The following is a 14,638-nucleotide window of genomic DNA, read 5'->3' on the forward strand; positions in this document are numbered from 1 at the left end:
AAGTTATGCTCATGGTCTGCGCTTTAAAAAATATTCATCTGTCAGGGTTTCGCCGCGTTCGACACCGGCGTTGTCATCACTTCGTTTCGAATATTGCCCAGTGTTCAGCGGGTATACCGCCTTCGACGCTTTCAATTAATTCTTCAGCAGTATCCAGGTCTGGGCATCCCCAGTAATCGTCGCTGAACCAGAGGCTTACACGGCCATCTGTTTCGTAAACGAACACGACTGTTCCGTCACCCTCGATCACTTTTGCCGGGCTGTTTTCAGCAGCGTCACCACTCACGGCAACAGCCGGTACGCTGTGTTTAAGATCTTCGACACCGATTTCTGCCGAAGTGAGGGCTTCTTGTTCTGATTTAAATGAATCTAACTGGTATGCAGGAATAAACATGATATTCATCTCTTTGTATTATATTCCCCCAAAATAAATTTCCTACGGGGCCACATTGTATTAAATCTTAATTTCATTCCATCTTTTCGCCCAGCGCGCGTAGATATCAGGATCCCACTTCACTGACCATACCATGTCATCCGTATCAAGTATGAATGGGGACAATTTGGATGAAAGGTTTTTGTATTCGTGAAAAGCGGTCATATTATCGGGTTCGATATTATTACGATCACAAACTGAAGGGTGTTCGCCGGTCAGAAAGGTGACGATATCGGGGAGTACATCCCAACCATCCTTCACGGGATCGGCATAATTCATCGTCGTCTGCCAGTTTACGGTTCTGAGTTTATTCCACCACCAGCCGTTCTGAACACAAACGATATCTTGCAAATCAGCGCCAAGATAGCGCATGCAGGATACTTGCATTTCTACAGCCGATTTTTGTGCAAATGGATTCATAACAAACCGGTAGCCTAAAGATGCCCAGAAAAAACGCGAACTCATGGCTGCGATGATATTGTCACGAACATATTTCAGGTGTTCCCATGCATCAGTCCTTGATGTACTGATCTTCACAGAAATAACGCAGGCCTGATCGGGGAAGTTATTCTGGCTCAACGAAATGGAAAGGTCGTCAATGTAATTTGATGTGAGCTCTTCCACTGCGCAAATTTTGAAAACGGTTTGTTTTTTCCTTATTTTTCGTTCTGCAGCGATTTTCATCTCTTTCAGGATTTTCAGCCATAATTCTGGAGTCATTGCCCCGGGCCAGCCACCCTGATCTTTATCATGAAATAGTACGCTGATGGATTGTTCATTCGAAAAAGGAAAAGCTTCCAGCTTCAATAATAAAGGAAACAGACAATCAAATAACTCACCGGCTTCCGTATTCCTCTTTAGCCGGAAAATAATCTCCAAAGCAGGCGCAATACTTAGCTCTTTATCAATTACCCAAAGTGTGTCGTTAATCTGCATTTTGTTTTTTATCCTGCGGATCAAAAAAACGGGTGAACCATTTTTTACGTTCTTCTTCATCATCCATACCGGAGACACGCAGATAATCCGTGTCCAGTCTTTCGGCCACCCGATGAAGTGGTTTTAATGTCTGTGCTACAGCGTGATAACTGTCGAGGGGGTCATTATGCAGGCTATCACCCAGCAACGGCGTTTCACCGATGCGGATTAAGGCGCCGTTTTGCATAAAGGGAGTGACCTGAACCTCTGCGATGGAAGACATTTTCTGTTGTAACTCAGTGATCCCGCCCATCCGTTGGCAAAACTCAGGGCCTAACAGCGTGATCCAACCCAAACTGGTAATACCGTCTGTAGTCGCAGTCCATAATGATTCAATGCGTGGGTTGGGTGACATGATCCCGGGATGTCGTTTAATCCACTGTTTTATATATTCTTCTAAGTCTTTGCGTGTTACTACTTCTTCGCTACCAAAACATAACGCAAATCCGGCATAACCCCAGGATAAAGGAAAGTCCCCGGTCAGTCGTTTAATGTAGGCCTCAACGCCCTCAACGCCTCGCTCTGCCAGCCAGGATAGTGGAAGCGAAATACGAAAAAAGCTGTGACTGGGTTGGTTTACTTCCAGACAGGCATTGTCGTATTCCCAGTCCAGACAGGGCAGTCTGCGTTCCCTTTTATTATTGCCGGCATAGAGATCTATGCTGGTATTATCTTTTGAACGTCTTTTGGTATTTCTCAGCCATTCAAAAGGAACCGATCTATTTTTTTCGGTAATCTTTACTCCGTAACTCTGGTTTCCGTCATAGAGAATACGATCAACCTGACTGCCGAAGTCTTCCCAAAAAATCTTATAGGGGGTCAGTAAACTTTCGGGGGCATGTTCCTTCGTCACTGTTTCCAGACTGAATAAGGTGATGCAAAAACAGGGTTCAAATCGTGTGATATCGTCTTCTTCAAGGCGGTAGTTTGAGAAAATGTCAATACTTTCATGCAGAGTGGTCATTCTGAGTCCTTGATGTGAAATTTGTCTTTGTGAACTGATCAAAGAAATAAGGGTATTGGTCCGCCACCCGGCGCGATACCAAAGGTTTTGGCAGCCGACTCACTGAGTTTTCGGATAAATTCTTCTACTTTTTGCCGCATCCTCACTTTTTCTCTGTCATCCTTATCATCGCAGCCGCACTCTTTCTCATCGATAATGCGGACTTTCTCCTGCATACCTGCGTCGAGTGCAATATTTTGATTTCTTGTAGTTGTATCGCCCTCAAACTTAATCTCAATAATTTGATTAATGTTGTCCCATTCAGCGGTTAATCCGGGATCCTTTAACGCAACCAAATCCCAGATAACAACTCGTCCTCTGCCCATTTGCCTTGCTGTACCGAGCGCACTTCTAACCGATGCCGGAGCAGTGGGCCCCTCGCTGTAGGTAGTTCGGCCACTGGCTGACGTAATGAGGTCCCTGGATTTAATTTTATAAGGTACTTCGGTCAGGTAACACGGATCCTGCGGTGTTGCGCCGTACTAGGGAATTGTGCCTTTCTGATTAAACTCTTTCGCAAAACATTGCTGGCGCGGACCGGTCTTTAAACCTTTATCTCCGGTTCGGGGTAACTCTGAGTCATCACTTAGAAACCGCTTCATCATTTCTTGCGCCAGCCCCAGTGCAGGAGCCGAGAAAAATTGATCTATTTGCTTCCTGAACTCCTGCGCAATGAGGTTGCGGCACTTGCATATGGCCTCACAGATTTTATCAATTAATTCAAACTGAGTTAGCTGTGCCTGACATAACCCGGCCATGTTTACCGTATTGCGATGATTCATAAACATTTTGTCAGTCAACCGGCAGGCGGGCTGGCCTTCAAAAAATACGTTAAATGAATGGCTTATCCAGTCCGCTTCTGCCCGGTGAGTCCCTGATTTGATGCCGCCCATACTGCCAGACTCGTCAAAGACGCTACGTGCAAACTTTGAGCCGAAATTGGCGATCATATTACCGCCGTCGGCAAACACACTGCTGGTGCCGTTGGTTAAATCGGCAGAATACGCTTCATTGTCATAGGGCACCGGCACAGCAAAGGGAGGTGTCTAACATACATCGGGCAATGTATTGTGAGTCACCCCGCCACTGCCTTTATGGCATAGCGTTAACCCATTAACATTTATGGTTATCATGCTTTTCCACTCCCTGGATTATGGGTTCATCCCCTTTTCGAAACAGAGATAGTCATCATCACGTAAAACACATTCTTCTCTTGCAACAACGGATGACACCCTGGTCATTCCTTTAATTGCGTTTGAATTCATTAATGAGAAAGTGATTTTTTTAGTGTTTCATTACTTTGGTAAATATAATTAAATCATAAAGTTAAATGATTTCGAGCGAAGATAAACCGGATGTGGAATACAGGCTGCGATGAAGATCACAATTTTCAGGAAGGGGGAGCAGCCCTGAGGAGCCAGGGCTGTGAAGGTCAGAGTTATTCGGGCTGGCCGTAGTAGGCTTTTGCGCCATGTTTGCGCAGGTAGTGCTTATCCATCAGCGTCTGCTGCATTTCACTCAACGCAGGTGTCAGCTGACGGGAGAAAATCCCCATGTACGCGCACTCTTCCAGCACGACGGCATTGTGAACGGCATCCGCCGCGTTTGTTCCCCAGGTGAACGGCCCGTGTGAATGAACCAGAACCGCCGGTATCTGCATAGGATCCAGCCCGCGGTTAATAAAGGTTTCGATAATAACTTTTCCGGTTTCCAGCTCGTAGGCGCCGACGATTTCAGCGTCGGTCATCGGGCGGGTGCAGGGAATATTGCCGTAGAAGTAATCGGCGTGCGTGGTGCCCCAGGCGGGTAAATCCTGCCCGGCCTGCGACCAGATGGTCGCATGACGCGAGTGCGTATGCACAATGCCACCGATATCCGGAAACTGCCGGTAGAGCGCCAGATGGGTGGCGGTATCTGACGACGGATTTTTACTGCCTTCAACCCGTTCGCTGGTGTGTAAATCGACCACTACCATATCGGTAGCCCCCATCTGCGCATACTCCACGCCCGATGGTTTGATCACCACCAGACCTTTCTGCCGGTCAATGGCGCTGACGTTGCCCCAGGTAAAGGTCACCAGATGATGGGCTGGCAGGGCCAGATTGGCTTCCAGCACCTCCTGTTTCAGGTCTTCTAACATGCGAAGGCTCCTTCCTGCATTTTGGCTTCGATCCACTGGCGGGCTTTAATGATTTCCAGAACCGGTTCGGCGGCGGTTTCCGTCCACATTTCAATGAGGAACGCGCCACGGTAATTGAGGGCGGCCAGCGTGCGGAAGAAGCCGGTAAAATCGACGCAGCCTTCCCCGAACGGCACATCACGAAACTGGCCTTTCGAGGTGGCGGTGACCGGATAAGTGTCTTTCAGGTGGATGGCAGCGATGCGATCGATACCCAGCGTCAGCTCTGACTGAATGTCATTGCCCCAGGCGCTGAGGTTGCCGATATCGGGATACACGCTGAACCACGGCGAGTTGAGGCGCTGATCCCAGGCTTTCCATTTGGTTATTGAATTCATGAATTCGGTATCCATGATTTCCACCGCCAGCGTCACCTGAGCGGCGGCAGCCTGTTCCACGGCCCATGCCAGCCCTTCGGCAAAGCGCTCACGGGTACCCGGATCGGAGGCTTCGTAATACACGTCGTAACCGGCCAGCTGTAATGTGCGGATCCCCAGATCCCGCGCCAGCTTGATCGCCTTAAGCATGATATCCCGCGCGCGTTCACGGATATTTTCATCATGGCTGCCGAACGGAAAACGGCGGTGAGCTGACAGGCACATCGAAGGGATGGCAACGCCAATCTCCATCATGGCCTCAACCAGTGCGACACGCTGCGTAATGCTCCAGTCGAGGCGAGAGAGGCGCTCATCGGTTTCATCCACCGACATTTCGACAAAATCAAAGCCGCAGCTTTTCGCCAGCGCCAGTCGTTCCGGCCAGCTCAGGTGTTTTGGCAGGGCTTTTTCATAGATACCCAGCGGATGCTTTCTCATGCGGTAGCTCCCCAGATCGCCTCAATCTGCTGATGGAACGCCTGCGCGACGTGTTGCGGTTCGGCGGCATCCGATAAAGCGCGACCGGCGATAAACGCCTGAACGTCGATATCCCTGAACAGCGGCAAATCAGCAGGAGTGATCCCCCCGGTGACGGAAAGCCGCAGGCCGATATCCGAGAGCTGTTTCATCCGGTCAAGATCCTGCTGATCCCAGGTTTTCCCGCTGGCCTGCGCGTCGCGCCCGCGGTGATAAATCGCCTGACGGATCCCGGCGGCATGCCAGTCGCGTGCGTCCTGCATCGTCCAGTGACCGAACAGCTCAATCTGAATTTCACCTCTGAAGGATTTCGCCACATCATGGGCTTTGATGACGGTTGCCAGCGGCGCAGCGCAGATCACCGTCATCCAGTTGGCACCGGCCTTAAAGGCTTCCAGCGCCAGCGTTTCCCCGGCATCGGCGACTTTCAGATCTGCCACCAGTATCTTGTTCGGACAGAGTTCACGCAGCGTTTCCACCGCCTGCAAACCTTCACACAGACATAAAATGGTCCCCGCCTCGATAATATCGACATGATTTTTTAGCGCTTTCACCGTGTGCAGCGCGGGCATAAGTTCGGTATGGTCCAGCGCCAGCTGGAGAAGAGGTTTAGTCATGATCACTGCTCCCTGATTTGTCCGCCGCCGCGCAGCGGGCGTGGTAAACCCCCAGTGCGTCGATGAGGAACTGGTAACGTTGTAATTTTTTCTGATAAGCAGAATGCGAGGCGGTATCGGGTTCGAGACGCCTGACCTCGTAATTCAGATGTTGCTGAGCCTGTGCGAAGGTTGAATAGACGCCGGTGCCGACCATGGCGGCGAGCGCGGCGCCCAGACAACCGGTCTCTTCGATTTGCGGAAGCTCTACCGGCATTCCGCTGACGTCCGCCAGCATCTGCATCCAGATTTCCGAACGCGTCGGTCCCCCTGTCACGCGCAGGGTTTTAGCCTGGGGAAAGCGTTGAAGCATCCGGTTGAGATGCGTCATATGGCTGAACACTACGCCTTCGAACACGGCCTGCAGCAAATGCCCGCGATGATGCAGGGACTGCAAGCCGTAAAACCCGGCGGTCATTTCCGCGCCCTGATTGCTGCCGTAAAGGAAGGGGAGGAACAGCACGTCAGAGCCTGCTTTCGGCAGGGCGCCGACGGCACGATTTATTTCCTCAAATGACAGCTCTCCGGATTGCCGGTTCAGCCATTCAAGATTGGCTGAAGACGTCGGACTGGCTTCGTGGATCAGATAACCTTCGCCCCCGGCATAACGACCGTACACATAAGGATGTGTTTCGTTTTTGCTGACGGTAGCGCAAATACCGCTGGTGACGGCCCAGGTCCCCATCACCGCGTTGAGCGTGAATTCATCCTGCAGTCCGGCGCAGAGCGCGGTGGATACCACGTCAAACAGTCCCCCGGTGACAGGCGTGCCAGGCGCCAGCCCGGTCAGGGCGGCGATGCTTTGCGTTACAGTTCCACAGATTTCAGCAGAACCCACGACCGGCGGCAGGGCAGCACTGATTTCGGTAATTCCCAGCATTTCAGTCAGTTCCGGCGCATAACCGCCACGCGCCATGTGGTAGAGGTTAGATTCAGAAATATTGGTTTCTTCGCAACCTTGCTCACCGGTGAGACGGTAGCGGAGGTAGTCGTGTGCCATCATGACCGAACCAATCTGCTGGTAGCGCTGCGGCTGATGCAGCTTTATCCAGCGCAGCAGGGACACCGGATGTCCTGCCCACAGCGCCTGACGGGTAAGGGGATAAATCTGCTGATGTAAGCCGTCACGCTCCCATGCGCTGATCACATCAGCGGCGCGCCGATCAGAGGAGAGAATGCCTCTTCCCAGCGGTTGGCCGGCCTTATCCAACAGAAACAGCCCCTTGCCCTGAGCGGATATCCCTATGCCTTTCACCTGCTGACCGCTGACGTTTTGCTGATACAGCAGGGTGGTAATGCAACTGATGCAGGATGCCCACAGCGCAGGCATATCCCGTTCGGCCCAGCCGGGATGGTCGCTCAGTACCGGCAGAGGCTGCCGGCAAACGCCCGCTTCCTGACCTTTAGAATCGTACAGGCCTGCTTTGAGATAGGTTCCGCCGCAATCGATGCCTAACCAGTATTCTTCTGAGGAAATTTTCATCATGGCTCCTCAGGCTGCCGACGCATGGCTGCCAGGTAATTTGGCGGCGGATTGTGCAGGAACATCACACCGTGCCGGCAGCAGTAATGCCATAAATGCGGCAAGCGTCAGGGAAATCGCAAGGCAGTAAACGCCCGCGTCTTTGCTGTAGAAAGTGATCAGTAAGCCGACCGCATAAGGTCCGCAAAAGCCGCCGAGATTACCCAGCGCATTGATAACGCCACGCGCACCGCCAGCCATTTCTGCGCTGAACAGCTTGGCGGGAATGGTCCAGAACACGCCGGCGGCGGATTGCAGGAAGAATCCGCAACCCACCAGCGCGGCATAGGACACCCAGACGTAGTTTTTCAGTATGACGGACAGGAACATGCAGGCAGCAAAACCGAGCAATGGCAGAAAGACGAACAGTTTGCGTTTGCCGGTGCGATCCGACAGGGAGGAGAACAGCAACATCCCGGCGACGGCACCGATATAAGGTAAAATAGCGAGCACGCCGACCTGGCCCATTGTGGAGTGGGTCAGCTCCTTGAGAATGGTCGGCAGCCACAGGGTGTAGCCGTAAATCCCTGTCTGGTAAAAGAAGTTAAGGGCAATCAGCTGCCACATCGTTTTGTTGGACAGTACTGCACTCAGCGAGGCATTTTTCACTTCTTTCCCGGCAATGGCTTTTTGTTCGGCAGCCAGCGTGGTGATCAGCCAGTTTTTTTCCTCCGCCGATATCCAGCGGGCTTCCTGAGGACGATCGCAGACGGTTAATGCCCACATCACCAGTACTGCAGCGGAAAGCAGACCTTCAATGATGAAAAGCCAGCGCCAGTCGAGCGCGCTGATGATCCAGCCGGAAAGCGGTGCGGTAATGATCCCGGCGATAGGTACGAACATGATCACAATCGCGTTGGCCCTGCCACGTTCAGCGTCCGGGAACCAGTTACAGATCATGGTGAGCACCACCGGTAACATGCCGCCCTCCGCTACGCCGAGCGCGAAGCGCAGGAACAACAGCTGATACTGGTTGGTGACTAATCCGGTGAGAATTGAAATTACCATCCACGCTACCAGTGACCAGCCGATGAATTTTTTACCACTTCCGTGAACGGCGATTTTGCCACCGGGTACTTGCAGGAATAAATAGCCAATAAAGAATATTCCGCCCGCCAGACCGGCCATTGAGGCGGTAATGCCTAATTCGGCATCCATCCCGCCGGGCATGGCAAAAGCAATATTTACCCTGTCCATATAGGAAATAATACAGGCGATAAGAATTGGTGGGATAATTCTCAGCCAGCGCTGCTTAGGTATTTCTTTTAATAATTTATTTTGCAGGGTATCAGAGTTTATATTCATTACTTATTACCTTGATAATGAGTTGCACAGCCCGTTAAAAAGACGAGCGGGTTCCCCCTCAGATAAAAAGGGTGATGTAGTTAAGTGTGCTGATGCTTTATTTTATGATTATTATTTTTTTCGGATCGCCAGATTCATGGCATTAATCCCGTCCTTTAAAATAGAAATACGATGATCGACGTTCGCACTGGCCTCAATTTCCAGTAATTTGATCCCGGTAAAACTCAGCGAATCTGCAGGTGCTTGCTCGAACATCTCAGCAACCGTTTCGACCGTCATCAGACTTTCTACACATCCCGCTTCACTGGTCGGGAAAGGGGCAAAAGGAGCGTGCAGATCCTGCCACTCACCGTAAGCTCCACCTGAGGCGGTACCGGAGAACATCAGCGCACTGAGTACACCGGCCTGCTGGCAACGCTGCAGGTGCTGAAGTGGCAGGCGGGTATTACGGCCTTCAATGGCTGAACGGGCCCAGTTGATGCAGACACCCAGGGTTTTTCCGGTCTGTGTCTGTGCCTGAGCAATCGCTGTGAGTTCACTCTCCAGCGGCAGGAAACCTTTGCGTGCAGCGGGTTTATCGAGGGCATCACAATGTTCAATAGTCAGCTCACAGGGCCAGTCCCAGCGCAGGATTTCGGTCAGTGACTCGGTGAAGCAGCGCGTGGCCAGATCCACATCCCGTGTGCCTGCCAGGGGAGCAGACTGCAACTCCACCGCCAGGATTTTCTTTCTGCCAGCCCGTTCGTTGGCGCGGCTCACTTTTTCGAACAGATGTCGGTAATAGTGAATACAGGCGCGGCGCTGCTCCTGATGTTCAGACGCCAGCCCGAAGCCCGGCTGCGTGCCACGGCGGCGCATGGTTTCCATTACCCCGGTGACCACAATGTCCCACTCCTGCGGCAAATGCCGGAATAACCAGTCATCGCCGAAAGGATGAAGTTCTTCCAGGCAGGGTTGTTCTATTGCGCGAATATCAGGAATGTCTGTTAATTTTCGCCAGAATTCTGTTTCTTCATTTTCATTTCGCTGATGAAACGAGGGCGCGCAAGGATAAGCGCCGACAATAAAGCCTGCGTGCTTTTGCATATTCAATTCCCCACTGAGTCAATATTGGTATTGCTTAATTAATAGAGCAAGTTGACGTTAACCTTAACCACCACTTTGCGGATATGACTTACGCTATTATGAATACAGGCCGGACGATGAACATCCTGCGGGAAAAACATGGCGTAGGAACCGGGTGTCATAATTATTTCAGATTCATTATCCATTCCCTGATAAAAAATAATGTCCCGCTCTTCCAGTAATGATTGTGCAATTTTATGGGTTCCACAATCGGCGGCGACGCCAATGATTTCTTCACCCCAGGCCAGAAACTGGATATCAAGAAAACGGCGATGCACTTCCGGCCGGTTTTCGGCTTTGTGCCGGGTCGTCAGATCCAGGATCTGTGCGTAAATATCGCGTCCTTCGATTTCAACCACACCGGTTTCAAGAGCCCGGAAATCGGTCGCACGCAGAAAATCCAGCGCCTTCACGATAGCGGCAGGAAAGGTGCAGGGATTGGGGTTGCTGATATGTCCGAATATCATGTGCCAGTTCCTTATAAAGCCAGAATTTTTGCCCAGACGCTGTCGTCGACGGTGATACCGTTGCGGCGATTTTCGGCCAGCAGGCGGGTAAATTCATGACCAGGCAGACGCACGGCTTCTTCCGGGTTATTGCGTTCGGCACTGGTCACGTAATCAATAATGCGCTGGAGTTTTGCATCGCGGCTGGCGCCATCGATCAGGCGGTCGACTTCAATGGCAATGAAGATCTGCGAGATGCCATATTCATCTGAGTTGTCTTCTGTGACTTCGGCGACTGAAGCGCCGTCGGAAAGCAGGGTGGCAATCATGTCCAGCACGATGGATAAGCCTGAGCCTTTCCAGTAGCCCATCGGCAGGATGCGGCGATTTTTCTCAATCACGCCAGGCTCGCGGGTCAGTTGACCGTTGTCATCAAATCCGCCCTCCACCGGGAGTTCACGTCCTGCCAGACGGTTCACTTCCAGCATGCCGTAGGAAAACATCGACATCGACATATCGACCATGGTGATAGGTGATCCTGGAATGGCGACGATCAGCGGGTTAGTCCCGATGCGGCACTCTTTCGCACCCCAGGGTGGCATGACCGCTATGGAATTGGTCCAGCAGATCCCGATATATCCTTTTTCCGCTGCCTGCCAGCCATAGCTGCCACCGCGCATCCAGTGGTTGGCATTGCGCAGGGCGATAAGCCCGATGCCGTGATCAGACGCGAGCGAAATGGCGCGATCCATCATTTTTTTGGCGGTCAGGTTACCGATTGAACGCTGGGCATCCCACTGCTCAATGGCCCCCAGTGACAGAATTTTCTTCGCCATGGCATCGGGATGGATATCCCCCTGATCCAACTGCTGGATGAAGCGCGGAAAGCGGTTTACGCCGTGGGAGTAAACGCCGGACTCGGTGGTTTGCGCGAACATGGTGGCGCATTCATCGGCGACGTCAGATTTAACGTGGCGGGCTACAAGCACCCTTTTAAATTCCCTTTGCAGCTCTTCAAAGCTCAGTTTCATGCTTTCTCCGGTGGATTTGTTAAATATTTGGTTATTTTTAGATCTCTTGATTTCACTATGTGGAATCTGATTTCAAAAATCTACTCCTGTCGATGTCTGATGACAATCCATACGATGACTTTTAAATTTGTTTAAAATCAGTTGGATAAAAAAAGATCTCAGTATCGTGATGAAGGGCACACTTTAGGCAGGGTAAAAAACAGGCAGGTGAATCGCAGTTATTTCGCGCCCGGGCAAACTTTGCTATACCATCGGGTCAGCATCGGCACACTATTGGCAAACGGGAAGTTATCTGGGTATGAAAGAGACAGAAAACGAACAGGGGAAAGATAAACCGGCAGGAAGTCAGAGCCTGTTTCGTGGATTGCAGCTCATTGAGATCCTCAGTAATTATCCGAACGGATGCCCGCTCGCCCACCTTTCTGAACTGGCCGAACTGAACAAAAGTACCGTCCACCGGCTGCTGCAGGGACTTCAGTCCTGTGGCTACGTGACGCCTGCACCTGCGGCGGGCAGCTATCGTCTGACCACTAAATTTATTTCTGTGGGCCAGAAATCTCTCTCTTCGCTCAATATTATTCACGTCGCGGCGCCTCATCTGGAAGCGCTGAATATCGCCACCGGCGAAACCGTGAATTTTTCCAGCCGTGAAGATGATCATGCGATCCTCATCTATAAGCTGGAACCGACCACCGGCATGCTCAGAACCCGCGCCTATATCGGTCAGCACATGCCGTTGTATTGCTCTGCGATGGGCAAAATCTACATGGCTTACGGGCATCAGGATTACGTGCCGTCATACTGGGAAAGCCACCGGGAACAGATCCAGCCGCTGACGCGCAATACGATTGTCAGCCTAAAACAAATGCATCAGGAACTGGCGCAAATCCGTGAGCAGGGGCTGGCGATGGATCGCGAGGAGAACGAACTGGGGGTGTCCTGCCTGGCAGTTCCGGTGTTTGATATCCACCGTCGGGTCACCTATGCGGTGTCGATATCTCTGTCGACGGCAAAACTTGGCGTGATTGGGGAAGAAGCTTTGCTGAAGCCGCTGAAAGAGACGGCAGTGGCGATTTCAGGTGAACTGGGGCTGAAAGCGGGCTAAGCGCTCCGGGCCCCGGGATATTACCAGTCCTGCGGCACTTCTTCCTGCCCTGCACGGAACTGGCCGCGGGGCATAATGTTCAGGGTCTCATGCAGTTCTGACCAGACCAGCACGATCTCGCCGCTTTTCAGCTGACGTTTCACGTCATCGACTTTTTGCTGCAGAGAACGTTCCTGCTCGCCGTAGTCGGTACCTTCGCGCAATACGAAAGATTCCACCACGCTGGTGAGCAGTTCGGCGTTCAGTTCCTGCCAGGGAATAATCACAGCAATGCTTCCTTTTTGAGTTCTGTCGTTTGTTCTAAATACGGGGCTATCCAGGCTGGAATGCGCTGTTCCAGCCACATCTGCGGATTACGCAGGCTGCCGGAAACAAAACCGACATGCCCGCCGTGCTCCGTCAGTTGATATTCCACACACTCCGGCAAATCTTCTGCTTTCGGGATGACGTCCGGCGTCATGAACGGATCGTCTTTGGCGTGGATAATCAGCAGCGGCGTTCTGACGTGTGACAGCAACGGCATACCACTGCACTGGCGGTAATAATCCAGCGCATCGGTAAAGCCGTGCGCTTTTGAGGTGATAGCATCGTCGAAATCACGAATGCGGCGCATGGCTTTGAGTTGCGCCAGAGTGACCGGCAGCGTTCCCGGATATTTCGCCAGTTTGCGCGAAGCATTACCTTTGAGCTGATCGAGCAAGTAGCGCTGATAAATCCGCGATGACCCTTGTTCCAGCCGGTAGGCGCAGGGTTCCATCATCAGAGGTGCGGACACCACAACAGCCGCTTTAAGTGTGCAATTCTCGCCTTCCTGCCCGAGATAGCAGGCCAGCATATTGCCGCCCAGCGAAACCCCGACGGCACCGGTCGGTACCTCGCCATAGGTTTCATTGAGCCAGCGAATGAAGAAGCGCGCATCTTCGGTTTCGCCGGAATGATAAATCCGCTGAAGTTTATTGGGTTCGCCGCTGCATCCGCGAAAGTGCATCACCACGCCGAGCCAGCCTTTGTCTTTCCACGCCTGTAATAGGCCGTGGGCATAGGGGCTGTAGAAGCTGCCTTCCAGACCATGAAACAAGATCATGCGGGGTTTATGCCGCGCAAGCTCAGGATTTTCGCTCCAGGCTAAATCCAGGAAATCGCCGTCCGGTGTATCCAGTCGTTGCCAGTGAGGTTTGAGTTTTGCACGTCGCCGAACCAGCCGCGGTAACAACGTCTGGAGGTGCGGATTACTGGCCCCGCGCAGAGGGCGAAAGGATTCATACATATGATGAATAAATTTCTCTTAAGAGGCTCTTGTGCGATCAATATCACGCTGTTAGCTTCAATGCTATCGCACATCTTTCGGGTCGGAGTACCCAAATTAAATGGAACTCGGTTTATTTTTCTCAATGCTCGGTTTTTTATGGGTCGCCGCTATTACCCCAGGCCCGAATAATATGTTGTTAACCACGTCTGGCGCTAACTTCGGTTTCTTCCGCTCAATCTGGCTGATGGTCGGCATTATGCTCGGCATGCAAAGTATTTTGCTGCTGGTGGCCTTCGGCGTTGGCGGGCTGATCACGGTTTATCCTGCGTTACACCTTTTCCTCAAAATCGCCGGTAGCCTTTATCTGTTGTGGCTGGCGTGGAAGATTGCGACGTCGGCCTATGAAACGCTGGAAACCGGCGCACCACCACCGAAGCCTATCCGGTTATATCAGGGCTGGTTGCTGCAATTTCTAAACCCGAAAGCCTGGCTGATGGGACTGGGCGCGGTGGCGAGTTTCAGTCTGGCGGGCGCAGCTTACAACCATTCGATTGCCGGTATCAGCCTCGGGATGTTCCTGGTGAATCTGGTTTCAGGGATCATCTGGCTCGGATTCGGTACCGTGATTGGTCGCCTGCTGCGCAGCAAACGCGCGTGGTACACCTTTAACATCGCCATGGGTATTCTCACCGCCGCGTGTGTATTGTTAATCTGGCATTAAGATGAAATGCAAAAAGGAGCCTGGCGGCTCCTTT

The 14,638-nt window shown here is 52.0% G+C and carries 16 protein-coding genes and 1 pseudogene; 2 read left to right on the plus strand and 15 right to left on the minus strand.

The genetic code is table 11. The features are described from left to right. Nucleotides 1-76: 76 nt before the first annotated feature. The 13 genes and pseudogenes from D6C13_RS17385 to yiaK all read right to left on the minus strand — a co-directional run bounded on the left by D6C13_RS17385 (nt 77) and on the right by yiaK (nt 11,529). Complete coding sequence (locus D6C13_RS17385; protein ID WP_147408186.1) at nt 77-394, minus strand: hypothetical protein; 318 nt, start codon at nt 392-394, stop codon at nt 77-79. Nucleotides 395-454: 60 nt separating this feature from the next. Beyond that, entirely contained in the window at nt 455-1,369 is a 915-nt protein-coding gene (locus tag D6C13_RS17390; protein ID WP_120133962.1) for a hypothetical protein, read from the minus strand. Further along, nucleotides 1,359-2,372 (minus strand): type VI immunity family protein, encoded by a 1,014-nt coding sequence (locus tag D6C13_RS17395; protein WP_120133963.1) that lies wholly within the window; start codon nt 2,370-2,372, stop codon nt 1,359-1,361. Before D6C13_RS17395 ends, D6C13_RS17390 begins: the two co-directional genes overlap by 11 nt. A gap of 38 nt (nt 2,373-2,410) precedes the next feature. Beyond that, the gene (locus D6C13_RS17400; protein WP_120133964.1) at nt 2,411-2,737 is read right to left on the minus strand and encodes a hypothetical protein; all 327 of its coding nucleotides are present in this window, start codon (nt 2,735-2,737) and stop codon (nt 2,411-2,413) included. A gap of 156 nt (nt 2,738-2,893) precedes the next feature. Then, nucleotides 2,894-3,445, minus strand: a pseudogene (locus tag D6C13_RS25925) (DUF4150 domain-containing protein); the annotation flags it as partial. Nucleotides 3,446-3,849: 404 nt separating this feature from the next. Then, nucleotides 3,850-4,551, minus strand: coding sequence for an L-ribulose-5-phosphate 4-epimerase (gene araD, locus D6C13_RS17410; RefSeq protein WP_120133965.1), 702 nt, complete (start codon nt 4,549-4,551; stop codon nt 3,850-3,852). Beyond that, the gene (locus D6C13_RS17415; protein ID WP_120133966.1) at nt 4,545-5,405 is read right to left on the minus strand and encodes an L-ribulose-5-phosphate 3-epimerase; all 861 of its coding nucleotides are present in this window, start codon (nt 5,403-5,405) and stop codon (nt 4,545-4,547) included. Before D6C13_RS17415 ends, araD begins: the two co-directional genes overlap by 7 nt. Then, nucleotides 5,402-6,061: a 3-keto-L-gulonate-6-phosphate decarboxylase UlaD gene (gene ulaD / locus D6C13_RS17420; protein WP_120133967.1), complete on the minus strand. Its 660-nt coding sequence runs from the start codon at nt 6,059-6,061 to the stop codon at nt 5,402-5,404. Before ulaD ends, D6C13_RS17415 begins: the two co-directional genes overlap by 4 nt. Then, nucleotides 6,054-7,583, minus strand: a complete 1,530-nt coding sequence (locus D6C13_RS17425; protein ID WP_120133968.1) for an FGGY-family carbohydrate kinase — start codon at nt 7,581-7,583, stop codon at nt 6,054-6,056. The genes ulaD and D6C13_RS17425 overlap by 8 nt, the downstream gene beginning before the upstream one ends. 9 nt (nt 7,584-7,592) lie before the next feature. Next, a complete protein-coding gene (locus D6C13_RS17430) occupies nt 7,593-8,927 on the minus strand; it encodes an MFS transporter (protein ID WP_120133969.1) in 1,335 nt (444 codons plus the stop codon). Nucleotides 8,928-9,038: 111 nt separating this feature from the next. Continuing rightward, nucleotides 9,039-10,013 (minus strand): DUF4862 family protein, encoded by a 975-nt coding sequence (locus D6C13_RS17435; protein ID WP_120133970.1) that lies wholly within the window; start codon nt 10,011-10,013, stop codon nt 9,039-9,041. A 38-nt stretch (nt 10,014-10,051) separates the two neighbouring features. Continuing rightward, entirely contained in the window at nt 10,052-10,519 is a 468-nt protein-coding gene (locus D6C13_RS17440) for a YhcH/YjgK/YiaL family protein (RefSeq protein WP_120133971.1), read from the minus strand. An 11-nt stretch (nt 10,520-10,530) separates the two neighbouring features. Continuing rightward, nucleotides 10,531-11,529: a 3-dehydro-L-gulonate 2-dehydrogenase gene (gene yiaK / locus D6C13_RS17445; protein WP_120133972.1), complete on the minus strand. Its 999-nt coding sequence runs from the start codon at nt 11,527-11,529 to the stop codon at nt 10,531-10,533. Between the two features lie 292 nt (nt 11,530-11,821). On the opposite strand from yiaK, the gene D6C13_RS17450 reads away from it, so the two are divergent. Beyond that, nucleotides 11,822-12,634, plus strand: a complete 813-nt coding sequence (locus tag D6C13_RS17450; RefSeq protein WP_425272723.1) for an IclR family transcriptional regulator — start codon at nt 11,822-11,824, stop codon at nt 12,632-12,634. 20 nt (nt 12,635-12,654) lie between these two features. On the opposite strand, the gene D6C13_RS17455 is transcribed toward D6C13_RS17450, so the two are convergent. Together D6C13_RS17455 and D6C13_RS17460 are read right to left on the minus strand one after the other, a co-directional pair. Further along, complete coding sequence (locus D6C13_RS17455) at nt 12,655-12,900, minus strand: YheU family protein (RefSeq protein WP_120133974.1); 246 nt, start codon at nt 12,898-12,900, stop codon at nt 12,655-12,657. Next, nucleotides 12,897-13,901, minus strand: a complete 1,005-nt coding sequence (locus tag D6C13_RS17460) for a hydrolase (RefSeq protein WP_120133975.1) — start codon at nt 13,899-13,901, stop codon at nt 12,897-12,899. Before D6C13_RS17460 ends, D6C13_RS17455 begins: the two co-directional genes overlap by 4 nt. Before the next feature lie 100 nt (nt 13,902-14,001). On the opposite strand from D6C13_RS17460, the gene D6C13_RS17465 reads away from it, so the two are divergent. Further along, entirely contained in the window at nt 14,002-14,604 is a 603-nt protein-coding gene (locus tag D6C13_RS17465) for a LysE family translocator (RefSeq protein ID WP_120133976.1), read from the plus strand. Nucleotides 14,605-14,638 lie beyond the last annotated feature (34 nt).

Origin of the sequence: Rahnella woolbedingensis (assembly GCF_003602095.1) — a bacterium.
Lineage (GTDB): Bacteria > Pseudomonadota > Gammaproteobacteria > Enterobacterales > Enterobacteriaceae > Rahnella > Rahnella woolbedingensis.